Source organism: Micromonospora sp. NPDC047738, from assembly GCF_040642675.1.
In the GTDB taxonomy this organism is placed as follows: Bacteria; Actinomycetota; Actinomycetes; order Mycobacteriales; family Micromonosporaceae; genus Micromonospora.
Window position 1 is genome coordinate 1 of the sequence record NZ_JBEYSO010000024.1, and the last position, 22,567, is coordinate 22,567.

Genomic DNA, 22,567 nt, shown 5'->3' on the forward strand with positions numbered 1-22,567 from the left:
GGGCGGTGAGGTCACTTACGGACGCCTCGCCCTCCGGGGCGGACTGGATCAGGCTGAGCAGCCGCAGTCGGGCCGGGTCGGCGAATGCCTTCACCCCACGCGGGTGGTCGCCGGGCCCGCGCCGTTATGGTCAGCCGGACCGGCGGCGGAGGGGGAGACATGTCGGACGCGGAGCTCACCGTCACGGTGACCGGGCCGGTGGCGACCGTGGTGATCCGGAACCCGGCCCGCCGCAACGCGATGACCCCTGGGATGTGGCGGCAGCTCCCCGTGCTGCTCGACGGCCTGGAGGCGGATCCGGCGGTGCGCGCGCTGGTGCTGACCGGCGCCGACGGCACCTTCTGCGCCGGTGCGGACCTCGGCGACCTGGACGAACTGCTGGAGGCCGGGGACGGCAGCATCGCGGTGGCCGCCGAGGAACGGCTGGCCGCCTTCGGCAAGCCCACCGTGGCCGCCGTCGAAGGGGCCTGCGTCGGTGGCGGCTGCCAACTGGCCGTCGCCTGCGACCTGCGGCTCGCCGCGGCGGACGCCCGGTTCGGCGTACCCCCGGCGCGGCTGGGGCTGGTCTATCCCGCGCCGACCACCCGGCGGCTGGCCCGGCTGGTCGGCCCGTCCGCCGCCAAGCACCTGCTCTTCACCAGCGAGCTGGTCGACGCGGAGCGGGCGCTGCGCATCGGCCTGGTCGACGAGGTGCTGCCGGCCGACGCGCTGGCCGCCCGGGTGGCGGCGGTCACCGGGGCCACCGCCGAGCGGTCCCGGCTCACCGTCGCGGCGGCCAAGGAGATCGTCGACGGGCGCGCCGACGACGCGCGGGTCGCCTGGTGGCACGGCCAGGTCCGGGCCAGCGGCGAGGCCCGCGAGGGGGTGGCGGCGGTCAACGACCGACGGCCGCCGCGCTTCGGCTGGGCGCCGCCTGCCGGCCGCTGACCGCCACCGGGCAGCACCGGGCGGGAGTACGGGACCAGGCCGGCGGAGGTGCCGCCGGGCGCCGGTGGGACGGCCGGGCCGCCCCACCGGCGCCGGTCAGGCCGGATCCGGCATGACGATGGTGATCTTGGTGGTCTTGCCGTTGCTCAGCCGGACGCTCTGAGCCGAGTCCCGGTCGGTGCCGCCGTACCAGCCGGCCAACCAGGGGCTGTTCGGCACGTAGCGGATCTTCACCGACTGGTCGCCGAGGCCCTCCACGTGACACTCAAGACCCGCGACGCACGGGGGCGCGGGCGCACGTCGCTGCGGGGGGCCGTCGCCGCACTGGTGCTGGGGGCCGTCGTGCTCCCGCCCGTGTCGGCCGCCGCCGCCGAGCCGCACTTCGTGCTCACGCCCTCTCTGCTGGCGTACACCGACTCCACCACTCCGGACACGGCCGTCTTCTATCCGAGCGGCGGCGACATCCCGGTCGGTTCGTGGCGGGACGACGAGTCCGCCCGCCACACCTCCCGCGTCTATGTCACCTTCGACGTCGGCGGCATCTACGTCGGCCGGCTGAGCACGGCGACGCTGGTGGCGCGGGAGTCCCGGGCGAACGACTGCGCGAAGCCGCGGACCGTCACCGCCCAGCCCACCGCGCCCTTCGGCGGCGACAACAGTTGGTCCAGCCCGCCGAGGACCGTCGGCAAGGAGGTCACCGCCACCGCCGAGGGCAGCGACTGCACCTCCTGGCGGACGACCTGGAACCTGACCACCGCCCTCGCCGATGCGCTGACCCGGGGCGAGCAGAAGTTCACCGCCGAGCTGCGGGTCCCCAAGAAGTACGAGGGTGACGTCGCGTACGGCCGGTGGCTGGAGACCAACGAGTTCCGGTTCGAGGTGGAGCTGAAGAACACCGCTCCGCTCAAGCCGACGAAGCTCTACAACGGCAACACCGACCGGCCCTGCGGCCCGGCGTACTTCGCCGGGTACCCGTTCAGCGCGTACGCCGACATGACGGACCGGGACCGGGACCCGGGCGACCGGCTGACCCCCGAGTTCGAGTTCTGGCCGCTCGCCGACCCGTCGGCGACCACCGCCATGCGGACCAGCATCTCGAGTGGGGGCGACGGGCTCAGCGGCGTGGGCGATGTGCCGGTCGGCAGCCTGCCCGACGGCGAGTACGCCTGGCACGCCCGGACGTACGACGAGCGGGCCTGGTCGCCGTGGAGCGACCCATGCCCGTTCACCGTCGACCGCACCGCCCCGGCGGTGCCGACCGTCGCCTCTCCGGAGTACCCGGAGAACCCCGCCAACCCGACCGGTGGCCGCGACGTGACCGGCACCTTCCTCTTCACCGCGAACGGCGCGCCGGACGTGGTCAGCTTCCGCTACGGCGACAGCCAGTGGAACATGTACAACCAGGTGCCCGCGGACCAGCTCGGCGGCGCGGCGACCATCCAGTGGCGGCCCCGCAGCGCGGGTGAGCAGACCCTCTACGTGGCGAGCATGGACCGGGCCGGCAACAGCTCGCCGGTGCGTGCGTACACCTTCAAGGTGCGCGACCTCACGGTCACCGCCTGGTCGGCGAAGCAGGAGCCGGACCCGTCCGGCACCGGGATCCTGGTGACGATGCGGTTCGGCACCCAGCCGGGCAACGGCATCACCACCATCACCTACCGGGTGGACGGGGGCGACGAGAAGTCGGTCGCGGTGGACGCGCAGGGCGTGGCGCAGCCGGTCCTCGGCCCGCTCAAGGGCGGTTCGCACACCATCGCGTACGCCGGCCGCAGCGCCTCCGGCGAGGTGCTGTACCAGACGGAGACCACCCAGTACGTCGACGACGCTCCGGTGATCACGTCGGACGGGGTCTACCCGATCGACGGCTCGGGCGGCGGGGTCGGCGTGCCCGGCCTGTTCACCGTGACGCCGCAGGTCAGCAAGGACGCGACCGGGGTCACCTGGTTCACCACCCAGAACAGCGCCCACCAGACGGTCGCGCTGGACGCCGACGGGAAGGGCCGGGTCACCTTCACCCCGACCGCGTCGGGCTGGACCTACTTCTGGTTCTCGGTGACGTACGCCGACGGCACCTCGTCCGGCTGGCGTTCGTTCTCGGTCACCGTCAACTGACCGCGCGGGGGTGCGGGGCGATCGCCCTGCACCCCCGCTCGTCCCCGGGACCGGCGGGCGCCGCGCCGGAGGCGTACCCCCGACGCGACCCCCTGTGCCCGCCGGCCGGCCCGTCACCGCCCCGCGAGCGCCGCCCAGGTCGGCGTCACCGGCTCGCGCCGCAGCGGCATGCCCGCCTCGGCCGGCGTCCGGTCGCCCTTGCGCTGGTTGCACTCGTAGCAGGCGGCGGTGGTGTTCTTCCAGGTGTTCCGGCCCCCGCGCGAGCGGGGCAGGAGGTGGTCGATCGTGCTGGCCGGGGCGTCGCAGTACGCGCAGCGCCGGCCGTCGCGGCGCAGCACCCCGCCACGCGACCAGGCCGGACCGGCGCTGAACCGCCAGCGGGTGACCACGTACCGGACCAGGCGGACCACCCGGGGGACCGGGAAGATCCCGATCACCTGGTCCGGCTCGGCCTCGTGGATCTCGGCGACCCGACGGCAGAGCATCCGGATCGCGTGCTGGACGGTGACCCGGTGCAGCGGGCCGAGGTCGGCGTTGACAACGAGGACGGCGTCCACCGGGCTCTCCCTTCACGATCGGTGGCGGGCAGCAAAAAGCCGCCCGGTCCTGGCGACGGGGCGGCTGTGGCGCGTACGGGCGCACGCGTCAGTCGGGCCACCCCGGGCGGGGACCTTCGGCTCGGCAACCGACGTTGAGCAGCCACGACGGCACGGTGGTGCGGTGTGGCAGCGACATCGACGGCTCCCGGAGCGGTGGTTGACCTTGCGCGCTCACGGTAGATCGGGGCCGGAAAGGCGGGCAACGCATTTCGATCCCTGGCGCGGCCAGCGGCCCAGCCCTCCCTCAGCTCAGACAGCGGCGCTCACGATCCGACGGGGGCCAGACGTACTCGAGGTCGGGCGGGACGTCGGCGAACTGGGGGCCGTAGTGCGCCGGGTCCTTGCGCAGCAGCGACGACCGGTGGCTGCGGTGCAGGTCCTCCCGGCCCAGCCAGGGCGGCAGTTCCCCGGCCTCGGCCAGCTCCAGCTGGGTACGGACGGTGGTGACGCCGCAGGCGGTGGCGAGGTCCGTGGTCAGCGTGGCCGCGCAGGTGTCCGCCCGCCCCGGCTCGCCCCACACGGCGCACACGTCCAGCCCGTACCGGGTCAGCGCCTCCTCGTACCCGGCCCACATCTTCACCGCGGGGTGGTTGCGCCAGCCGTAGGTCGGCCAGGTCAGCCCGCGCAGCACCTGGATGGCCTCCACCCGCTGCTTGCCCAGCCGCTTCTGGTCCAGCGTCCGGGCGCTCGCCAGAAAATCCGGGTACGGGAGGAACGTCTGCATGGCGCTCCATCTACCCGTACCCCGGGACGCCATGCGTTCACGATCATGGGGCTGCGCGCACCGCGAGCGGGTGACTACGATCCGGGCATGGCCGACCCCCTGCGCGACCGCGCACGCCGCGCCGGCTGGCGGCTCCGGATGAACGGCGAGGTCCGTCCGCACTACGTGGTCTGCGGTTCCGACCCGCTGGCGTACTGGGTGGTCCGGTCGTTGCTCGCCACCGACTCGCCCACCGGGCAGATCCGGGTCACGCTGATCGTGCCCGAGCGCCGCCGCTCCGAGGGGCCCGACGGCCGGGACATCGAGGGCGTCCAGGTGGTCCTGGCCGACCGGCTCGACGAGGCCGCCTTCCGCCGGGCCGGGCTGGCTGGCGCGGACGGGCTGGCCCTGCTGCACCAGGACGACGTGGGCAACATGCACGCCGCGCTCTGCGCCCGGGAGGTCGAGCCCCGGCTCCGCCTGGTGGTACGCATGTTCAACACCAGTCTCGCCAACGGCCTGCGGCAGCTCTTCCCCGACTCGGCGCTGCTCTCCGACGCCTCGATGGCCGCCCCGGCGTTCGTCGCGGCCGCGCTCGGCGAGCTGGCCCCCACCCATTTCCGGCACGCCGGACGCACCCTCTACGTGGCCCGCCGCGCCGACGTACGCCCGCAGGACGTGCTCACCGGGCTGGCCGTCACCACCGACCCCGAGCTGATCCGGGTGCTGCCCGCCGATGAGGCGGCGGCCGACGTGGTGCTGGCCGAGGCGACCGGGCAGCCGGCCGGTGCCGAGCTGGCCGCCCGCCGGCTGGTCCGGGCCCGGCGGCGCCGGCAGCCCGCCGTGGTGCTGCTCCGCGCGGTCCGCAGCTTCGCCACCCGCAAGATCGGCGTGGCGGTGCTGGTGCTGCTCGCGATGATCGCGGTCCTCGGCTGGCTGAACTCCGGCGCCGCGCACGTGAACTGGTCCGACGCCCTCTACCTCACCCTGGTCACCTCGTTGAGCGGGCAGGACCCGGACCTCGGCAAGAGCGTCGCCGCCCAGATCATGCAGGTGGTGCTCACCCTGGCCGGGCTGGCGCTGATCCCGCTCATCACGGCCGCCGTGGTCGACGGCATCGTCAACGCCCGGCTCGCCCTGCACAACGGCCGGATCCAACCCGACCGTACGGGCCATGTGGTGGTGGTCGGGCTGGGCAACATCGGCACCCGGGTGATGGCCCAACTGCACGACTTCGGGGTCGAGGTGGTCGCCATCGACCGCAACCCGGACGCCCGGGGCGCGGCGCTCGCGCACCGGCTCGGGGTGCCGCTGATCGTCGGGGACGCCGGCGAGGAGGAAACGCTGCGGGCCGCCTCGGTGGCGACCTGCCAGGCGCTGGTGGTGGTCTCCACCGACGACGGCGCCAACCTGCGCGCCGCGCTGAACGCCCGCAGCCTCGACCCCGATCTGCGGGTGGTGCTGCGACTCTTCGACGGCGACTTCGCCGAGCGGATCCAGCAGGCGTTCGGCATCGGCATCTCCCGCAGCGTGTCGTACCTGGCCGCGCCCGCGTTCGCGGCGGCGCTGCTGGACCGCGCGGTGATCGCCACCATCCCGGTCGACCGGCACGCGCTGCTGGTCACCGACGTGCCGGTCATGGCGGGTTCGTCGCTGGACGGCCGCCCCCTCGCCGCGGTGGCCCGCCCCGGCGAGGTGCGGCTGCTCGCGTACACCCGCGCCGGGCAGCGCACCGAGTGGTCCGCCGACCCGCGGATGGTGATCAACGCGGGGGACCGGTTGACCGTGGTGGCCCGGCGCGCCGGGCTGAGCGCCCTGCTCCGGGAGACCACTCCGCTCCCGCCCGAGCCGCCGGGCACCCCGGTGCCGCGTCAGCCGGAGGAGTGACCGGCTACGAGGCCGAGATGACCGGGCGGTCCCACCTCCGCAGCGCCCGGGGTAACGGCAGGCTGTCCCAGGGCGCCCGGTGCAGCAGCCGGTCCAGCAGCAGGCCGAGCAGCAGCCCGGCGACCGAGTCGGTCAGCCAGTGCCAGCCGAGGTACGTGGTCGTGCAGAGCACGATGAGCGGCGGCAGCACCCGGACCACGGTGACCAGCCGGGGCGGGACGGTTCGGCCGACGGTGCGCAGCAGCGGCGCCAGGAGCAGGGCGAGCACGCCGTACCAGACGATCGCGTTGGCCACGTGCCCCGACGGGTACGACTGGGCGAAGCGCACCGGCAGGTCGTGCTGGAACAGCGGCAATGTCTGGTCCGGCGGCAGGAACGGCTCCTTGACGCTGGCGCTCGGCGCCGGCCGCGCGGTCCACACCTTCAACGGCCCGACGGTCAGGTAGGTCAGCACGAACCCGGCGACCGGTGGCAGCACCGGGCGGACCGAGCGGAGCCGGATCGCCACCAGCACCCCCAGCCCGGCCGCGAGCAGCGTCAGCGGGGTGCCCTGACCCAGCAGGTTGAGGAGCATGGCGGTCCATCGGGCGGCGGTGGGGCGGTGGTCCGCGGCCCAGTCGGCGACCGCCCGGTCCACCCCGAGGAGGTGGCCGGTGGCGAGTGTCACGGTCAGCGCCACCAGGGCGGCGAGCAGCAGTCCGTCCCACCCCCAGCCAGCCGGCCGGACGGGCCGGAGCCGCAGCTTCTCGCGTACTCCCGTGGTCTCCCGCACGCGACCACGCTACCGGCCGCTGCCCACGTCGCCCGGGCGCGGGCGGGCGGCGCGGCTGTGGGCCGGCCCACGATGGGAAGCGCCGCACCGGGGGAAGCGTCACACTTGTCGCCGTGCGCATCACCTCGGCCCTCGTCGACCCGGCGCTGCTCGACCTCCCCTGGTCGACCCCGCTGGAGGAGTGGCCTGCCCAGCACCTGGTCGCGCTGCCGCAGGGCATCTCGCGGCACATCGTCCGCTTCGTCCGGCTCGGCGATTACGTCTACGCGGTGAAGGAGACCGGCGAGCGGGTCGCCGAGCGGGAGTACGACCTGCTCCGGGCCCTGGAGCGGATCGACTTCCCGTCGGTCGAGGCGGTCGCGATCGTGGCGGACCGGCAGGGCGACGACGGCCAGCCGCTGGACCCGGTGCTGATCACCCGGCACCTCCAGTTCTCCCTGCCGTACCGGGCGCTCTTCTCCCGGACGCTGCGGCCGGAGACCATGAACCGGCTGCTCGACGCGCTGGCGGTGCTGCTGGTCCGGATGCACCTGACCGGCTTCTTCTGGGGCGACTGCTCGCTGTCCAACACCCTGTTCCGGCGGGACGCCGGGGCGTTCGCCGCGTACCTGGTGGACGCCGAGACCGGGGCGTTGCACCGCTCGCTCTCCAACGGGCAGCGCGGCGAGGACCTGGAGATCGCCCGGGTCAACATCTTCGGCGAGGCGCTGGACCTGCAGGCCGCCGGGCTGCTGCACGAGTCGATCGACCCGGAGATGGTCTGCGAGGAGGTCGTGCAGCGGTACGAGCGGCTGTGGCACGAGATCACCTACGAGCAGCAGATCGAGCGGGACGCCCGGCACGACATCGAGGGGCGGATCCGCCGCCTCAACGAGCTGGGCTTCGACGTCGCCGAGGTGGCCATGTCCACCGCCGACGACGGGCGGTACCTGGTCCGACCGAAGGTGGTCGACGTCGGCTACCACACCCGGCGGCTGCTCCGCCTCACCGGCCTGGACGCCGAGGAGAACCAGGCCCGCAAGCTCCTCAACGACCTGGACGCCTACCGGGTGGAGAGTGACCTGACCGACGAGCAGCAGGCGGCCCACCGCTGGCTGACCGAGGTGTTCGAGCCGGTGGTTCGGGCGGTGCCGGCGCACCTGCGCAGCAAGCTGGAGCCGCAGGAGCTGTTCACCCAGATCATCGAGCACAAGTGGCTGCTGTCCGAGCGGGCCGGCCGGGACGTCGGCATGCGCCACGCGGTGCAGTCGTACCTGTCGGACGTGCTGGTGCACCGCCCGGACGAGCAGGCCGTGCTCGGCGTCGAGGTCCCCACCGCCGGCTGACGCCGCTACGCCCCGCGCCGCGGCCCGCGGCGTCACTCCACCCAGGCGCCGCCGCGCATCACCCGGACCACGTTGAAGTCGTCGTCGAGCACGACGAGGTCGGCCCGGAGCCCGGGCTGGAGCGCACCGATCTGGTCACCCAGGCCGATCGCCCGGGCCGGGGTGGTGGCGACCATCCGGCAGGCGTCCGGCACGGCGATGCCCGCCGCGATGGCGTGCCGCAGGGCGGCGTCCATGGTCAGGGTGCTGCCGGCGATCGCGCCGTCCCGGCTCAGCCGGGCCACCCCGCCGGACACGGTGACCGCCTGCCCGCCCAGCTCGTAGTCGCCGTCGGGCATGCCGGCGGCGGCCATCGCGTCGGTGATCAGGGCAGCCCGCTCCGCGCCGGCCACCGAGGTGGCGAAGGCGAGCATGCCGTCGTGCAGGTGCACCCCGTCGGCGACCAGCTCGCAGACCACGTTCGGCGCCTCGAGCAGGGCGATCACCGGTCCGGGTTCCCGGTGGTGCACCGGGCGCATCCCGTTGAACAGGTGGGTGCCGACGCTCGCGCCGGCGGCCACGGCGGCCCGGGTCTGCTCCCAGGTGGCGTCCGTGTGCCCGATCGCGGCCACCACGCCGCGCGAGGCGAGCAGCTTGATCGCCTCCAGCGCACCGTCCCGCTCCGGGGCCAGGGTGACCATGCGGACCGCGCCGCCGCCCAGCTCGATCAGTTCCGCCAGCTCGTCCGTGGACGGGTCGCGGAGGAACTCCGGGTTCTGCGCGCCGCAGCGGTCCGCCGACAGGTACGGCCCCTCGAAGTGGACGCCGGCCAGCACGCCGGACTCGACCAGCGGCCGGTACGCGGTGGTCGCCTCCCGCATCAACGAGAACGGGGAGCTGACCAGGCTGGCCAGCAGGGTGGTGGTGCCGTGCCGCAGGTGGAACGCGGCGGCCTCGCGGGCCGACTCGACGTCGCCGGTGGTGAAGGTGTGCCCGCCCCCGCCGTGGGTGTGCATGTCCACGAAGCCCGGCACGATCCAGTGCCCGTCGCGCACCGACGGGTACTCGGCGACGGCCCGGATCCGGTCACCCACGATCTCGACGCAGCCCTGCCGGGTCACGCCGGTCGGGGTCACCACCTTGCCGGTCACGCGCAGGGTCATCGGCTCTCCTTCTCCACGGTCAGGGTCGGGCGTCCAGGGCGAGCAGGGCGGCGCCGAGGCAGCCGGCCTCGTCGCCGAGGGCGGCCGCGACCAGGCGCGGCTCCCGGTGGAAGGTCAGCCGTTCGCGTAGCGCCCCGCGCAGCGGGTCGAGCAGTCGGGGCCCGGCCTGGGCCAGCCCGCCGCCGATCACGATCGTCTCGACGTCGAAGAGCGCCTGGGCGGTGGCGAGCCCGTCGGCGAGCGCCTCGACCGCCTCCCGCCAGACCCGGCCGGCCAGCGGTTCACCGGCCGCCGCTCGGTCCGCCACCTCGGCCGCCGTGGTCGGGGCACCGGACAGCTCGGCGTACCGGCGGCCGATGGCCGAGGCCGACGCCACCGCCTCCAGGCAGCCCGGGCGGCCGCAGCCGCAGCGCGGGCCGTCGGGGCGTACCAGGATGTGGCCGATCTCCCCGGCGGCGCCGTGCGCGCCGACGGCGGCCGACCCGTCGACCACGTGGGCGGCGGCGATGCCGGTGCCGATCGCGACGAAGAGCACGTGGCCGCCGTCGCGGCCGGCGCCGAGGCGGGCCTCCGCCAGGCCGCCCGCCCGCACGTCGTGGCCGAGCGCCGTCGGCAGGCCGAGCCGGGCCTGCGCCAGCTCCCGCAGCGGTACGTCCCGGAAGCCCACGTTTGCCGACCAGACCGCGACCCCGCGGGCCTCGTCGACCACCCCGGGTACGGCGATTCCGCAGGCCACCGGGGTCAGTCCCGCGGCGGAGGCCTTGCCGGCCAGTCCCTCGGCGACGTCGAGGATCGTCCCGATCACCGCCTCGGGGCCGCGCGCCGCCTCGGTGGCGTGCCGTTCGGCGTGCACGGTCCGGCCGTCGGGGCGGACCAGGGCGCACTTCATCCCGGTGCCGCCCACGTCCAGCGCGACGACGACCTCGTCGCCTGAGCTCACGCCGTCGTCTCGCTTCGCTCGCCGACGCCGTGAGCCACCAACGCACTGAGTTGATGATTCGCTCGCTGGCGCTCGCTCATGCGAGCACCACGGAGCGGGTCAGGTGGCGGGGGGCGTCCGGGTCGAGGCCGCGGCTGGTGGCCAGCGCGACGGCGAAGCGCTGGGCGAGGATCAGGTCGGCCATCGGGTCGACCGGGGTACGTCCGGCCGCCCAGCTGGTCAGCACCGTGTGGCAGCCGTGGGTACGGCTGTGCACGAAGGTGGCGCCGGTGGCCGCGACGTCTTCGGGCAGCCCGTCGGGGATCCCGCCGAACGCCCAGACCAGCCGGCCCGGGGCGGCGATCGAGATGGGGCCGTGCCGGTAGTCCATCGCCGGGTACGCCTCGGCCCAGAAGGTGGCCGCCTCGCGGCACTTCAGCGCGGCCTCCTGGGCCAGCCCGACCGTCCAGCCGCGCCCGAGGAAGGTGACCTGCTCGACCTGGGCCGGGTCGAGCGGCAGCGGGGCCCGGACGGCCACCTCGGCGTCGGCGGCCAGTCGGCCCAGGTCTTCGCCGAGGTGGGCGCGGAGCAGCGCGAGCGCGGTGGTGGCGAACCGGGTCTGCACGACCGAGCGCTCGTCGGCGAAGGGCATGGTCACCGCGGCGTCGGCCAGCTCGACCGCCGGGGAGGCCGGGTCGCCGACCAGGACCGTGGTGGGAAGCTGGCCGCGCAGCGCGGCGAGCAGGTTCAGCACCTCGGTCGTGGTGCCGGAGCGGGTGATGGCGATGAGCCGGTCGTAGCGGCGGCCGGCGGGGAACTCGCTGGCCTGGAAGGCGTCGGTCTCGCCCTGGCCGGCGCGCTCGCGCAGCCCGGCGTACGCCGTCCCCATGAACCACGACGTGCCGCAACCGACGACGGCGACCCGCTCGCCGGGGCGCGGCAGGCGGTCGGCGACCGCCGGGACGAGCCGCGCGGCCTCCCGCCAGCAGTCGGGCTGGCTCGCGATCTCCGCGTGCACGTACGCCATGACAACTCCTCGCCAAGGGAGACCTTGCGCAATACGGCGCGTTATGGCCGCCTTTCGCGCGTCATTCTGCGCGAACCGGGGTGGCTGTGGCAACCGCCTCCCAGATTGCGCAGGTCAGGGTTTTGCGCCTTGGTAGTTTCGCGCACTACTGTGCACGCAATCAATCACCGTTCGTGCAGAGTCAGGGGAGGCCCCCGAGGTGGACCGGTACGCCCGATGGAACGCCCTGCTCGAGATGCTGACCGACAGCGGCCGGGTCAGCGTCGAGGAGGCGGCCGAGCGCCTGGACGTCTCCCAGGCCACCATCCGGCGTGACTTCGACCAGCTCGCCCAGCAGCAGATGATCACGCGTACCCGGGGCGGGGCGGTCGCCAACGGGGTGTCGTACGACCTGCCGCTGCGCTACAAGACCGCCAAGCACTCGGCCGAGAAGCAGCGGATCGGGGCGGCCGCCGCCGCGCTGGTGTCCCCGGGCACCGTGGTCGGCCTGAACGGCGGCACGACCAGCACCGAGGTGGCCCGGGCCCTCGCCGTCCGGCCGGACCTCAACACCAGCGCCGAGGGCGCCCAGCTCACCGTGGTCACCAACGCCCTGAACATCGCCAACGAGCTGCTGGTCCGCTCCCGGATGAAGGTGGTGGTGGCCGGCGGCGTCGTCCGGCCGAAGTCGTTCGAGCTGGTCGGCCCGCTGGGCGGGGCGCTGCTGCGCGAGGTGACCCTGGACGTCGCGCTGCTCGGCGTGGACGCGATCGACCCGCAGCTCGGCGCCGCCGCCCATCACGAGGGTGAGGCGGCGATGAACAGCCTCATGGTGGCCCGGGCCAAGCGGGTGGTGGTGATCGCCGACTCGTCCAAGCTGGGCGGTCACGCCTTCGCCCGGATCTGCCCGGTGGACCGGGTGGAGACGCTGGTCACCGACTCCGGCGCGGCGCCCGCCGTGGTGCAGGCGTTCCGGGACGCCGGGGTGCAGGTCATCTGCGCCTGACCGGCCGGGAAAGCCCCTCTCGACAACTCGGTTGAGCGAGTCGTGCATACCCGGTATTGCAGCCGGCTGCATACCAAGTATGGTGTGCGCTGTCACCTATACATCGGGGGAGGTCAGCTTGTCGGCTGTCCTGGAGATCGAGGGTCTCCGCAAGACGTACCGGAGCCGCAAACGCGGAGTGCGACACGCGCTCGACGGCTTCGACATGCGGGTCGAGGCCGGGCAGGTGCACGGCTTCCTGGGCCCGAACGGTTCGGGCAAGACCACCACCCTGCGTACGCTGCTCGGCCTCATCCGGCCCAACGACGGCCGGATGGCCATCCTCGGCCACGAGCTGCCGCAGGCGCTGCCAGCCGTGGCCGGTCAGGTCGGGGCCATCGTGGAGAGTCCGCAGTTCTTCCCGCACTTCTCGGCCCGGGACACCCTCGGCCTGCTCGCCCAGGCGGGCGAGCTGCCGCGGCAACGGGTCGACGAGGTGCTGGAGCTGGTCGGGCTCCGGGACCGGGCCGGCGAGCGGGTCAAGACCTATTCACTGGGCATGAAGCAGCGGCTGGCGGTCGCCTCGGCGCTGCTCAAGAACCCGAAGCTGCTGATCCTGGACGAGCCCGCCAACGGCCTCGACCCGGGCGGCATCCGGGAGATGCGCAGCCTGATGCGGGACCTGGCCGCCGCGGGGATGACCGTGGTGCTCTCCAGCCACATCCTCGGCGAGATCCAGCTCATCTGCGACTCGGTCACCATCATCTCGCTGGGCCGGCGGGTCGCGTTCGGGCCGGTCGAGCAGGTGCTCGCCGCCCACTCGCAGGGCACCGTACGGGTGCGGCTGGAGGCGGTCACCGACCTGCCGCAGGCCGCCGACGCGCTAACCCGGGCCGGCATCCGGGTGAGCGCCGCGGAACCGGACCACCTGCTGCTCACCGGCGTCGACAAGCCGGCCACGGTCAGCCGCCTCCTCGCCGAGCAGGGCCTGTACGTCAGCGAGCTGACGCCGGTCGCGGTCGACCTGGAGAGCGTCTTCCTCGAACTGACCGCCACCGCGCCGGTTCCCGGCCAGCACCGGCAGGTCGACCAGTCCACGAAGGTCGGTGAGCCGGGCTCCGCCGGCGCCGGAGGAGGTTGGGGCGCATGAGCCTGTACGTCACGGAACTGCGCCGCCTTTCCAAGCGCCGGCTCACCCGGCTGCTGCTGGTCCTGCTGCTGCTCGGGCTGGCCGGGGTGGCCACCGCCTTCAGCTTCTCCAGCCACAAGCTTTCCCCGGCCGTCGTTGCCGAAGCGCAGGCGAAGGCGGACGCCGACTACCGGCAGGCGGTCAAGGACTGGGAGCGGTCCGTCACCGAGTGCGACGCCGCTGCCGCGCGTGGCGAGAAGACCGAGGATCGCTACGGACCGGACTGCGGTCGTCAGTGGCAGCCGCAGCCGGAGATGTTCGACCCGAAGTGGAACCTGCCCTACCAGTTCGACTTCCGGGCCGAGTTCCCCATGTTCATCGCCGTGTTCGCCGGCGCGGTGGCGCTCTTCGCGTTCATTGTCGGCGCCTCCTTCGTCGGGGCCGAGTGGAGCACCGGCGGGATGATGAACCTGCTGCTCTGGCGGCCGAAACGGCTCGCCGTGCTGGGCACCAAGCTGGCCGCGCTGCTGACCACGGTGCTCGGGGTGAGCGTCGTGCTCGGCGCGTTCTGGACGCTGGCCTTCTGGCTGATCGGCACCTACAAGGGGACCACCGCCGAGGTGACCGCCGGGGTCTGGCGCTCGATCGGACTCGACGGCCTGCGGGCGGTCGGGCTCGTCCTGGCGGTCGGCGCGGTCGCCTTCGCGCTGGCCTCGCTCGGCCGGCACACCGCGATGGCGCTCGGCGCCGCCGTGGCGGTCTTCGCGATCAGCGAGGTCGCCATCCGCATCGCGGTCGGCGTCCTCGGGGTTGCGTTCGGCGACCGGTTCGTCCTCTCCACGTACGCGCAGGCGTGGTTCATGAAACAGGTGCAGCTGTTCGACTACGACGCGTGCGAGTTCACCAAGGGTGAGTGCAAACCCGCTGAACTGCTGATCACCTGGCAGGACTCGGCCCTGGTGTTCGGCCTGGGCTTCGCGGTGGTGCTGGTCGGCGCGTTCTGGATGATGCGCCGGCGGGACATCTCCTGACCGCCGGCCGGTGTCCGCGGCGCCGGCCGGCGCGGACCCCGCGTCCGATGCGGCCGGGGCGGGCCCTGGTTACGCTGGGGTCCCCCCGGCCGGCGGTCGCCGTGCCGGCCGCCCGCCTCCCGAGGAGCGCCATGCCCGCCGACGCCTCCGCGGCCGCCACCGACCGGCCCGAGCCGTCCGGGCCCGCCGACGTCGCCCGCCGGGAGGCCGGCGTCACCGTCCCCCCACCCCGCTCCGCCCCGGCCGTCGAGGCCGATCCGGCCCCGCCCGCCGTCCCGCCGTCGGCCGCCGCCGCCCCGCCGGACGAGGCCGCCGACGGCCAGCCGGCCGACGTCGCGGCCGGTCTGACCGAGCGGGAGCGGCGGATCCTCACCTTCGAGCAGCAGTGGTGGAAGCACGCCGGTGCCAAGGAGCAGGCCATCCGGGACACCTTCGGGCTCTCCGCCACCCGGTACTACCAGTTGCTCAACGCGCTGCTCGACCACCCGGCCGCGCTGGCCGCCGAGCCGGTGCTGATCGGCCGGCTGCGCCGGTTGCGCTCTTCCCGGAGCCGCAACCGGCGGCGTTGACCGGCCCGCTTCTCCTTGCGGGCCGCCGCTTGCCGGCTGGCAGCGGCCCGTGGTGGGGTGCCTGGGCATATCGGGTGCGTTGCGGGATGCCGTCCCGGTCTGCGCCCGCATGGCGTCCGCCGCTCCGGGTAGGCCGGGGAGGCGACGGCGACGTCAGCGGCGCGGAGCTGGGGCGTACGGAGGGAGCTGACGGATGGGGGCACCAGATCACCGGTACCTGACGGGGAGCCGGCCGGCGCGACCGGTCGGGACGGCGCCGATGATGCGGGTCCGGTCCGCCTCCGATCCGGCACCGGGCCGGGCGGAGAACGAGGACGTCGTCTTCCAGCTCGGGCCGCTGGTCGGGGTCCTCGACGGGGCCACCGTGCCGGAGGGCTTCGACACCGGCTGCGTGCACGGTCCGGCCTGGTACGTCCGCCACCTGGCCGCCCGGATCGGCCTGGCCATCGCGGCCCGGCCGGCGGCCACGCTGATGAGCAGCCTCGCGGCGGCGATCCTGGCCGTCCGGGCGGACCACAGCGGGGAGTGCGACCTCGACCACCCGGGCACCCCGTCGTCCACGGTCTGTCTGCTCCGGGAGGGCGGCGACCAGGTGGATTACCTGGTGCTCTGCGACAGCCCGCTGGTGCTGGACGCCGGCGGCGAGGTCAGCGTGGTCTCCGACGAGCGGCTGGACGCGGCGCTGGCGGACCTGCGCGGCACGGCCGCCGCGCTGCCCGACGGGGACGCCGACCCGGTGACCCGGTTCCGCCGGTCGGTGACCGTGCAGCGGGCTCGGATGAATCGGACCCACGGCTACTGGGCCGCGGCCGCCAATCCGGACGCGGCGTACCACGCGGTGACCGGGACGCTGCCGCTGCGCGGGCCGGGGGCGGTGCGGCGCGCGGCCCTGCTCAGCGACGGCGCATCCTGCGCGGTCGAGCAGTTCGGCCTCTTCGACTGGGCCGGCCTGCTCGAGGTGACCGCCGCGGAGGGGCCGGAGGGGTTGATCGGCCGGGTACGGGCGGCCGAGCGGGACCATCCGGACCGGCTGCGCCGGCACAAGCGGACCGATGACGCTTCGGTGGTGTTCTGCGAGTTCGGCGCGGCGGACTGAAGCCGGCGGACTGAAGAAGGTCCGGTCGGCCGACAACGGAGCGTGATGCGGAACACCGAGGGGGTACGACCGGCCGGTACCCTCCGCCGGACCGCCAGTCCGGGGTCAAAGGGGTGGACTTGGGCCGGTACGACCGGCAGACTGCGGCTCGTGACGCGTGCCGTACGACTGGAGCCGGTGAACGAGGGAAACCTGGAGCCGTTGCTCTCCGTAGCAGCCGCCGAGGCGGAACCGGAGGACGTCATGCCCCCGGTGGAGGCCCCGGCCGGCTGGTCGCTGGCCCGTCGGGACGCGTTCCGGGAGTTCCACCGGGCCAGCTTCGGCGGCCTGGACGGCCCCACCCGCACCCTGATGTTCGCGATCGTGGCCGGCGGCGAGGTGGTCGGCATGGTGCGGATGGCCCGCCGTGACGACCCCGGCACGGTGGAGACCGGGATGTGGCTGGGGCGCTCGGCCCGGGGTCAGGGTTTGGGTGCGGCAGCCCTGCGGGAATTGCTGAACGCCGCCGCGGCGGCCGGCATGCGTACCGTGGTCGCGGAGACGACCCCGGACAATCACGGTGCCGTATCCGTGCTGAAGAAATGTGGCGCGGAATTGCGCGAGAAAGACGGTAAGTTGTACGCGGAAATGTGCCTCGATTCCGCACTTCCCGCCAGCTGAGCCTTTCCTCTCCGTTCTGCGCGATATCACCTTCTCCCTGTTCACAGCGGCCCGTCTGTCCGGTTTGCCCGGCCAGTGCCGGGCTCTGCCCGGCTGTCCGGTCGACCGGTGACGCACGTCTCGCGAATTGCGTGGAGACGTTTTGCGGATGGGGTCCCGGGTACTGCCCGCCGGGTCCGCTGATACGGGACACCCGGTCGCAGGCCCAATTCCGCTGGTCCCCGGTAGCTGTTTTCCGGCCTGCTCCACACAAACGGTGTCCGCGTCCGCCGGGGAGCGAAGGAGAACGTATGAAGAGCGGAGCACGGGTAGCGCTGGCGGTGGGTTTCGGCTACCTCCTCGGCCGCCGCCGGAAGCTGCGTACCGCCCTCACCCTGGCCGCCGCGGTGGCCGTCGGGCGGGCCAGCAAGGACCCCGGTGGCCTGCTGAGGTACGGCAGCGACCTGGTGAACTCCTCGCCCCAGTTGAGCAACCTCAGCAAGCTGGGCGGACCGCTCGCCACGGCCGGCCGGGCCGCGGCGACCGCCGCCGCCGGCAGCGGCATCGACGCGTTGAGCGGCAAGCTGCGCGGCAGCGCCGACGCGTTGCGCCGCCGGTCCGGCGGCGACCGGCAGGACGAGGAGGCGGCGACCGGCGAGCGCTCGGCCCCGGACGAGGAGCAGGAACTCGACGAGCAGCCCGAGACGTGGGACGACGAGGACCGCGCCGAGACCGGCGCCCGGCGGCGGAGGCGGTGAGCATGGCGACCAGCAACGTTGCCGACAAGGCACGGGACCAGCTCGGTGAAGACCTGCGCGACCTCGCCGCGGCGATCGGCGAGCGGGCCGTGCAGGTGGTCACCGAGCGGATCACCGCCGCCACCGGCCGGCTCAGCGACTACGCCCGGCAGGGCGGCGGCCCCGGCCTGATCGCCGCCGCCACCGGGGTGCAGAAGCTCGCCGAGGGCCACTCGCCGCTGAAGGCCATGTTCCACGCCGGCCTGGCCGGCGGTAAGGAGAAGTTGATGTCGGCGGTCGGCGGTGGCGGCGGCAAGGGCGGCAAGAAGGTCAAGGTCACCAACATCGTGGAGACGATCGAGGTCGGCGTGCCGGTCCGGGTGGCGTACAACCAGTGGACGACCTTCGGCGACTTCCCGAGCTTCATGAAGAAGGTGGCGCGGGCCGACTGCGAGTCGGACGAGAAGATGACCTGGAAGGCGCAGGTCTTCTGGTCGCACCGGACCTGGGAGTCGACCATCCTCCGGCAGATCCCCGACCGGCTCATCCACTGGCGGTCCAAGGGCGAGAAGGGCTACGTCGACGGGACGGTCAGCTTCCACGAGGTCGGCCCCGAACTCACCCGGATCCTGGTCGTCCTGGAGTACCACCCGCAGGGCCTCTTCGAGCGCACCGGCAACCTCTGGCGCGCTCAGGGCCGCCGGGTGCGGCTGGAGCTGAAGCACTTCGTCCGGCACGTGATGACCCGGACCGTGCTCGACCCCGACGCGGTCGAGGGCTGGCGCGGTGAGATCGAGGACTCCCGGGTCGTCAAGGACCACGAGACCGCCCTCCGCGAGGAGCAGCAGGCCCGGGTGGGCCGCGAGGAGGAACACGCGGAACAGCGGCCCGCCGAGCGCGGCCGCGGTCGTACCCCGCAGCGTCGGGTTCCCCCCGAGCAGGAGGAGGAGTACGACGCCTACGACGAGGGCGACGACTACGACGAGGACGAGTACGCCGAGGAGCCGGCGGAGCAGTCGCGGCGCCGGCAGCCTGAGCGGGCCCGCCGCCCGCAGCCCCGCGGGGAGCGGGAGCCGCGCCCCGAGCCGCAGCGGTCCCGACCGGCCCGGCGTACCCCCGAATCCCCCCGACGGCCGGTGGTACGCCGCCGGCGAGAGGAGCGTGAGGAATGACGGTGGCGACGGCAACCGGAAGTCAGCCAGGTACCGCCCTGGAGCGCAGCAGCGGTGCCGGCGGAGGCACCCTCGCCGACGTCGTGGAGACAGTGCTGGACAAGGGTGTGGTGATCGACGCCCAGGTGTCGGTCGCCATCGTCGGCATCCAGCTGGTGGAGATCAACGCCCGGATCGTGATCGCCAGCGTGGAGACGTACCTGCGCTTCGCCGAGGCGGTGGACCGGCTGAGCATCACCCCCAAGGGCGCGAAGGGCCTGCCCGACATGGTGGGGGACGCGGCCGGGGCGGCGACCAAGGGCAAGGCGGTGTCCGGCCTGAGCAAGGCGGCAAAGGAGATCAGCGGTGCGGTGGTGGACTCGCTGGGTGACGGCGACTCCGACCGCGAGCGACCGCGCCGGCGCCGGGACGAGGAGCGTTGACATGACCGACGAGCGGAAGACCGGCGGGACCGGACTGTTCCTCTACGGCATCGTGCCGTCCGACGTGGAGCCGACCCCTGATGCGGAGGGGGTCGGTGACCCACCGGCCGAGGTGACCGCGATTCGGCAGGGTGACCTCGCCCTGCTGGTCAGCGAGGTCCGGCTGGAGGAGCCGATCGGCCGGCCGGCCGACCTGACCGCGTACCAGCGGCTGCTGGACTCGACCGCGGCGATCGCGCCGGTGCTGCCGGTCCGGTTCGGCACGGTGGTCACCGGCGAGGACGCGGTCGACGACCTGCTGGACGCGCACCACGACCGGTTCGCCGGCGCGCTGGCGGAGCTGGCGGACCACGTCCAGTACACCGTGCAGGGGCGCTTCGACGAGGAGGAGTTCATCCGCGGACTGCTGGCGCAGAACCCGCCCGCCGCCGCGCTCGCCGACCAGGTGCGCGGCCGGTCCGAGGTGGAGTGCCGGGATGAGCGGATCCGGCTCGGCGAGCTGATCGCCCAAGCCGTCGAGCTGCGGCGGGAGGCGGAGAACCGCGACCTGATCGACGCGGTGGACCGGTACGCGACGGCGAACGCCGCCCGCCCGCCCAGCCACGAGCTGGACGCGGTGAACGTCGCCTTCCTGGTCGCGGTGGACGACGAGGACGCGTTCATCGGGGCGGTGGAGGACTTCGCCGACCGGCGGCGGGAGCTGATCCGGATGCGGCTGCTCGGCCCCCTCGCGCCGTACGACTTCGTCAGCGCGCACCAGTTGGTGGAGTGAGCCGTGGACATCCTCTGGGGGCTGCTCACCCTGCCGTACGCCCCGGTGCGCGGGGTCACCGCGGTGGTCAAGGTGATCGCCCGGGAGGCGGAGTCGCAGCAGTACAACCCGGTCAACATCCGGCGGGAGCTGGAGGAGCTGGACCGGGCCGCGGCGGCCGGCGAGATCACCCCGCAGGCGCGGGACCTGGCCCAGCAGCGGGTGCTGGAGCGGCTGACCACGCCAACCGGCGACCCGGGTCGTACCCCGCCCCGGAGGGCCGCCACCGCCGGCCGACGCCGGTCGCCCGTCCGGCGGCGGACCGGCGGCCGGCGGGGCGAGCACGGCGGGCGAGGGAGCTGACATGACAGCAGGACGGATCCGCGGCGACGGCGACCGCGAACGCCGGCGCGAACCGGACGACCGCGACGCCGGCCGGTACGCGGACGAGGAGGAGTACGAGGAGATCTCGGCCGCCGAGGCGGCCCGGGAAGGGCTGCGCCAGATCGTCGGACTGACCGGCCGGGACCCGCTCGGGATCACCTCGATCGAGCCCACCGACGACGGCTGGCTGATCGGGGTGGAGGTGGTCGAGGACCACCGCATCCCGGCCTCGACCGACCTGCTCGGCCTCTACCAGGTCGAGCTGGACCTGGCCGGCAGCCTGCTCGCCTACCGGCGGACGCGCCGCTATCAGCGGGGCAAGGGGGACTGAGATGACGGTTGGGCGGACTCCCGCGGTGGTGCAGAACTCCGGTCAGGTGCTGCCGGCCGGGCACGAACCGGCGAACCTCGGGGACATCCTCGAACGGGTCCTCGACCGGGGCATCGTCATCGCCGGTGACATCCGGGTCAGCCTGCTCGACATCGAGCTGCTGACGCTCAAGCTGCGGCTGGTCATCGCCTCCGTGGACACGGCCCGGCAGATCGGCATCGACTGGTGGGAGCACGACCCGTGGCTCAGCTCCCGGGCCCGTCCGCCGGTCGAGCCGGGCCCGCGGGACCCGGAGGAGGTCGAGGCGGCCCGGCGGCCGCGGGTCGCCGGCCGGTCCGAGCGGGCCGCGAGGGAGGAGTGGGATGAGTACGACGGCTGACCCGGCTGCCGCCGCGCGGCACACCGGAGTCTGGCTGCACGGCGTGGTGGCCGAGGCCGACCCGGCCACGCTGGCGGGGCTCACCGGGATCGCCGGCACGCCGGTGCGGACCCTGGCCGCGGCCGGTCTGCTCGCCGTGGTGAGCGACGCCCCGCTGGCCGAATACGGCGAGGAGGCGCTGCGCCGCAACCTGGAGGACCTGGCCTGGCTGGAACGGGCCGCCCGCAGCCATCACGCAGTGGTCGACGCGCTGTCCCGGGCCGGTGCGGTGGTGCCGGCCCGGCTGGCCACCGTTTACCACGACGACCAGCGGGCGGCCCGGGCGCTGGTCGAGCGGCGCGACGAGCTGACCAGCACGCTGGCCCGGCTCACCGGCCGCGAGGAGTGGGGCGTCAAGGGGTACGTGGTGCCCGGGGCGACGCCGCGCGCCGAGGAACCGGTGGGCGGGGGCGGGGCCGGGGCGGCGTACCTGCGGCGGCGCAAGGCCCAGCTCAGCGCCCGCGAGGAGGGGCGGCGGGTGGCCGCCGAGGCGGCAGCCACCGTGCACACCGCACTCGCCGGGTACGCGGTGGCCGCCCGCCGGCACGCCCCGCAGGACCGGCGGCTCTCCGGCGCGGCCACGGCCATGGTGCTCAACGGCGCGTACCTGATCGACCGGGACGGGCTGGCCGCCTTCTCCGCGCTGATCGGCGCACTGGCGGACCGGCACCCGGAGATCCGGCTGGAGCTGACCGGCCCCTGGCCGCCGTACTCCTTCGTGGCGGAATCGGGGACGGAGCCGCAACCGGTCGGGGGGGCGGCATGGGCGTGACCTCACTCGTTCCCAGCAGCGCCGACGACCCGCTGACCTACCGGCCGGTGGCCCTGGTCGACCTGCTCGACCGGGTGCTCGCCACCGGCGTGGTGATCACCGGGGACATTACGCTCGCCATCGCCGACGTCGACCTGGTCCGGATCTCGCTGCGCGCGCTGATCGCCTCGGTCGGCGCGCTCGCCCCGCCCGAGGTCGGGGGCGCGCTCGCTCCGCCCGAGTTAGGGCACGCGCTCGCCCCGCCCGAGCTCGGGGAGGTCGAGCGGTGACCGGCCGGGACGACGCGACCGACGGCGGTGCGGCGGTGACCGGCCGGGACGAGGCGGCCGAGCTGGCGGCGGCGCTGGGGGAGCCGCAGTGGCAGGCGCCCAGGGTCCGGCCGCTGGACCGCCGGCTCGCCGTCGACCAGGACTCCGTCGAGCGCGGGCTGGCCAGCCTGGTGCTCACCATCATCGAGCTCCTGCGGCAGCTCATGGAACGGCAGGCGCTGCGCCGGGTCGACCTGGGCGACCTCACCGAGGAGCAGGTCGAACGCATCGGCACCACGCTGATGGCCCTGGAGGAGCAGATGATCCACCTCCGCGAGCACTTCGGCCTCTCCCCCGAAGACCTCAACCTGGACCTCGGCCCCCTAGGCCCTCTCCTCCCCACCGACTGACCGCACCCCCCTCCACTCCGTCGATCATGAGGTTGGCGACGTTGTGGATCTCCGTGACTGCCGCCAACCTCATGATCGACG

Annotated in this window: 26 protein-coding genes and 2 pseudogenes; 20 read left to right on the forward strand and 8 right to left on the reverse strand. The window is 73.9% G+C overall.

The genetic code is table 11. The annotated features are described in order from the left end of the window. Positions 1–97: pseudogene (locus ABZ783_RS28195) on the reverse strand (transcriptional regulator); the annotation flags it as partial. A 62-nt stretch (positions 98–159) separates the two neighbouring features. On the opposite strand from ABZ783_RS28195, the gene ABZ783_RS28200 reads away from it, so the two are divergent. Next, entirely contained in the window at positions 160–927 is a 768-nt protein-coding gene (locus ABZ783_RS28200; RefSeq protein ID WP_357443332.1) for an enoyl-CoA hydratase/isomerase family protein, read from the forward strand. Positions 928–1,023: 96 nt separating this feature from the next. Here the strand turns inward: ABZ783_RS28200 and ABZ783_RS28205 are convergent, their stop codons facing one another. Next, the gene (locus ABZ783_RS28205) at positions 1,024–1,185 is read right to left on the reverse strand and encodes a hypothetical protein (protein WP_357443334.1); all 162 of its coding nucleotides are present in this window, start codon (positions 1,183–1,185) and stop codon (positions 1,024–1,026) included. Between ABZ783_RS28205 and ABZ783_RS28210 the strand changes: the two genes are divergently transcribed. Next, complete coding sequence (locus ABZ783_RS28210) at positions 1,186–3,039, forward strand: hypothetical protein (RefSeq protein WP_357443336.1); 1,854 nt, start codon at positions 1,186–1,188, stop codon at positions 3,037–3,039. 113 nt (positions 3,040–3,152) lie between these two features. On the opposite strand, the gene ABZ783_RS28215 is transcribed toward ABZ783_RS28210, so the two are convergent. Together ABZ783_RS28215 and ABZ783_RS28220 are read right to left on the reverse strand one after the other, a co-directional pair. Further along, complete coding sequence (locus ABZ783_RS28215) at positions 3,153–3,596, reverse strand: HNH endonuclease (protein WP_357443338.1); 444 nt, start codon at positions 3,594–3,596, stop codon at positions 3,153–3,155. Positions 3,597–3,882: 286 nt separating this feature from the next. Further along, entirely contained in the window at positions 3,883–4,362 is a 480-nt protein-coding gene (locus ABZ783_RS28220; RefSeq protein ID WP_357443340.1) for an MSMEG_6728 family protein, read from the reverse strand. A gap of 87 nt (positions 4,363–4,449) precedes the next feature. On the opposite strand from ABZ783_RS28220, the gene ABZ783_RS28225 reads away from it, so the two are divergent. Continuing rightward, positions 4,450–6,228, forward strand: a complete 1,779-nt coding sequence (locus ABZ783_RS28225) for an NAD-binding protein (protein ID WP_357443342.1) — start codon at positions 4,450–4,452, stop codon at positions 6,226–6,228. Positions 6,229–6,232: 4 nt separating this feature from the next. Here the strand turns inward: ABZ783_RS28225 and ABZ783_RS28230 are convergent, their stop codons facing one another. After that, on the reverse strand, positions 6,233–6,970 hold the full coding sequence (locus ABZ783_RS28230; RefSeq protein WP_357443521.1) for a phosphatase PAP2 family protein: 738 nt from the start codon (positions 6,968–6,970) through the stop codon (positions 6,233–6,235). 143 nt (positions 6,971–7,113) lie between these two features. Here ABZ783_RS28230 and ABZ783_RS28235 point away from each other — a divergent pair, with 143 nt between their 5' ends. Next, positions 7,114–8,325 (forward strand): DUF4032 domain-containing protein, encoded by a 1,212-nt coding sequence (locus ABZ783_RS28235; protein WP_357443344.1) that lies wholly within the window; start codon positions 7,114–7,116, stop codon positions 8,323–8,325. Between the two features lie 32 nt (positions 8,326–8,357). Here ABZ783_RS28235 and nagA read toward each other — a convergent pair whose 3' ends face one another. From nagA to ABZ783_RS28250, 3 genes are all read right to left on the reverse strand, one after another. Beyond that, positions 8,358–9,467: an N-acetylglucosamine-6-phosphate deacetylase gene (gene nagA, locus ABZ783_RS28240; protein WP_357443346.1), complete on the reverse strand. Its 1,110-nt coding sequence runs from the start codon at positions 9,465–9,467 to the stop codon at positions 8,358–8,360. Between the two features lie 19 nt (positions 9,468–9,486). Beyond that, complete coding sequence (locus ABZ783_RS28245; protein WP_357443348.1) at positions 9,487–10,407, reverse strand: ROK family protein; 921 nt, start codon at positions 10,405–10,407, stop codon at positions 9,487–9,489. A 76-nt stretch (positions 10,408–10,483) separates the two neighbouring features. After that, entirely contained in the window at positions 10,484–11,413 is a 930-nt protein-coding gene (locus ABZ783_RS28250; protein ID WP_357443350.1) for a sugar isomerase, read from the reverse strand. A 199-nt stretch (positions 11,414–11,612) separates the two neighbouring features. Here ABZ783_RS28250 and ABZ783_RS28255 point away from each other — a divergent pair, with 199 nt between their 5' ends. The 16 genes and pseudogenes from ABZ783_RS28255 to ABZ783_RS28330 all read left to right on the forward strand — a co-directional run bounded on the left by ABZ783_RS28255 (position 11,613) and on the right by ABZ783_RS28330 (position 22,486). Further along, the gene (locus tag ABZ783_RS28255) at positions 11,613–12,398 is read left to right on the forward strand and encodes a DeoR/GlpR family DNA-binding transcription regulator (RefSeq protein ID WP_073837845.1); all 786 of its coding nucleotides are present in this window, start codon (positions 11,613–11,615) and stop codon (positions 12,396–12,398) included. A gap of 118 nt (positions 12,399–12,516) precedes the next feature. Continuing rightward, complete coding sequence (locus ABZ783_RS28260) at positions 12,517–13,527, forward strand: ATP-binding cassette domain-containing protein (protein ID WP_357443353.1); 1,011 nt, start codon at positions 12,517–12,519, stop codon at positions 13,525–13,527. After that, complete coding sequence (locus ABZ783_RS28265) at positions 13,524–14,537, forward strand: ABC transporter permease subunit (RefSeq protein WP_357443355.1); 1,014 nt, start codon at positions 13,524–13,526, stop codon at positions 14,535–14,537. Before ABZ783_RS28260 ends, ABZ783_RS28265 begins: the two co-directional genes overlap by 4 nt. A 131-nt stretch (positions 14,538–14,668) precedes the next feature. Further along, the gene (locus ABZ783_RS28270; protein WP_357443357.1) at positions 14,669–15,106 is read left to right on the forward strand and encodes a DUF3263 domain-containing protein; all 438 of its coding nucleotides are present in this window, start codon (positions 14,669–14,671) and stop codon (positions 15,104–15,106) included. A 193-nt stretch (positions 15,107–15,299) separates the two neighbouring features. Further along, positions 15,300–16,202 carry a hypothetical protein gene (locus ABZ783_RS28275; RefSeq protein WP_357443359.1) on the forward strand — a complete coding sequence of 301 codons (903 nt, stop codon included), beginning with the start codon at positions 15,300–15,302 and terminating at the stop codon, positions 16,200–16,202. 150 nt (positions 16,203–16,352) lie between these two features. Continuing rightward, the gene (locus tag ABZ783_RS28280; protein WP_357443361.1) at positions 16,353–16,862 is read left to right on the forward strand and encodes a GNAT family N-acetyltransferase; all 510 of its coding nucleotides are present in this window, start codon (positions 16,353–16,355) and stop codon (positions 16,860–16,862) included. A 290-nt stretch (positions 16,863–17,152) separates the two neighbouring features. Then, on the forward strand, positions 17,153–17,599 hold the full coding sequence (locus tag ABZ783_RS28285; protein ID WP_073837851.1) for a hypothetical protein: 447 nt from the start codon (positions 17,153–17,155) through the stop codon (positions 17,597–17,599). 2 nt (positions 17,600–17,601) lie between these two features. Further along, entirely contained in the window at positions 17,602–18,750 is a 1,149-nt protein-coding gene (locus ABZ783_RS28290; protein WP_357443364.1) for an SRPBCC family protein, read from the forward strand. Next, a pseudogene (gvpJ, locus tag ABZ783_RS28295) lies at positions 18,747–18,971 on the forward strand (gas vesicle protein GvpJ); the annotation flags it as partial. The gene ABZ783_RS28290 and the pseudogene gvpJ, both read left to right, overlap by 4 nt. A gap of 202 nt (positions 18,972–19,173) precedes the next feature. After that, positions 19,174–19,944, forward strand: a complete 771-nt coding sequence (locus ABZ783_RS28300) for a GvpL/GvpF family gas vesicle protein (protein ID WP_357443366.1) — start codon at positions 19,174–19,176, stop codon at positions 19,942–19,944. Positions 19,945–19,947: 3 nt separating this feature from the next. Continuing rightward, a complete protein-coding gene (locus ABZ783_RS28305; protein WP_357443368.1) occupies positions 19,948–20,286 on the forward strand; it encodes a gas vesicle protein GvpG in 339 nt (112 codons plus the stop codon). A 1-nt stretch (position 20,287) separates the two neighbouring features. After that, a complete protein-coding gene (locus ABZ783_RS28310; protein ID WP_357443370.1) occupies positions 20,288–20,638 on the forward strand; it encodes a gas vesicle protein in 351 nt (116 codons plus the stop codon). Between the two features lies 1 nt (position 20,639). Next, positions 20,640–21,017, forward strand: coding sequence for a gas vesicle protein (locus tag ABZ783_RS28315; protein WP_357443372.1), 378 nt, complete (start codon positions 20,640–20,642; stop codon positions 21,015–21,017). Beyond that, positions 21,001–21,828 carry a GvpL/GvpF family gas vesicle protein gene (locus tag ABZ783_RS28320; protein ID WP_357443374.1) on the forward strand — a complete coding sequence of 276 codons (828 nt, stop codon included), beginning with the start codon at positions 21,001–21,003 and terminating at the stop codon, positions 21,826–21,828. Before ABZ783_RS28315 ends, ABZ783_RS28320 begins: the two co-directional genes overlap by 17 nt. Then, positions 21,825–22,097: a gas vesicle protein gene (locus tag ABZ783_RS28325; RefSeq protein ID WP_357443376.1), complete on the forward strand. Its 273-nt coding sequence runs from the start codon at positions 21,825–21,827 to the stop codon at positions 22,095–22,097. The genes ABZ783_RS28320 and ABZ783_RS28325 overlap by 4 nt, the downstream gene beginning before the upstream one ends. Next, positions 22,094–22,486: a gas vesicle protein K gene (locus ABZ783_RS28330; protein ID WP_357443378.1), complete on the forward strand. Its 393-nt coding sequence runs from the start codon at positions 22,094–22,096 to the stop codon at positions 22,484–22,486. Before ABZ783_RS28325 ends, ABZ783_RS28330 begins: the two co-directional genes overlap by 4 nt. The last annotated feature ends 81 nt before the right edge of the window (positions 22,487–22,567 follow it).

Coding starts and splice junctions, on each gene's coding strand:
- ABZ783_RS28310 (WP_357443370.1), top strand. CDS start 20,288: ATGACAGCAGGACGGATCCGCGGCGACGGCGACCGCGAACGCCGGCGC.
- ABZ783_RS28265 (WP_357443355.1), top strand. CDS start 13,524: ATGAGCCTGTACGTCACGGAACTGCGCCGCCTTTCCAAGCGCCGGCTC.
- ABZ783_RS28270 (WP_357443357.1), top strand. CDS start 14,669: ATGCCCGCCGACGCCTCCGCGGCCGCCACCGACCGGCCCGAGCCGTCC.
- ABZ783_RS28250 (WP_357443350.1), bottom strand. CDS start 11,413: ATGGCGTACGTGCACGCGGAGATCGCGAGCCAGCCCGACTGCTGGCGG.
- ABZ783_RS28275 (WP_357443359.1), top strand. CDS start 15,300: ATGGGGGCACCAGATCACCGGTACCTGACGGGGAGCCGGCCGGCGCGA.
- ABZ783_RS28220 (WP_357443340.1), bottom strand. CDS start 4,362: ATGCAGACGTTCCTCCCGTACCCGGATTTTCTGGCGAGCGCCCGGACG.
- ABZ783_RS28200 (WP_357443332.1), top strand. CDS start 160: ATGTCGGACGCGGAGCTCACCGTCACGGTGACCGGGCCGGTGGCGACC.
- ABZ783_RS28225 (WP_357443342.1), top strand. CDS start 4,450: ATGGCCGACCCCCTGCGCGACCGCGCACGCCGCGCCGGCTGGCGGCTC.
- ABZ783_RS28315 (WP_357443372.1), top strand. CDS start 20,640: ATGACGGTTGGGCGGACTCCCGCGGTGGTGCAGAACTCCGGTCAGGTG.
- nagA (WP_357443346.1), bottom strand. CDS start 9,467: ATGACCCTGCGCGTGACCGGCAAGGTGGTGACCCCGACCGGCGTGACC.
- ABZ783_RS28285 (WP_073837851.1), top strand. CDS start 17,153: ATGAAGAGCGGAGCACGGGTAGCGCTGGCGGTGGGTTTCGGCTACCTC.
- ABZ783_RS28300 (WP_357443366.1), top strand. CDS start 19,174: ATGACCGACGAGCGGAAGACCGGCGGGACCGGACTGTTCCTCTACGGC.
- ABZ783_RS28290 (WP_357443364.1), top strand. CDS start 17,602: ATGGCGACCAGCAACGTTGCCGACAAGGCACGGGACCAGCTCGGTGAA.
- ABZ783_RS28320 (WP_357443374.1), top strand. CDS start 21,001: ATGAGTACGACGGCTGACCCGGCTGCCGCCGCGCGGCACACCGGAGTC.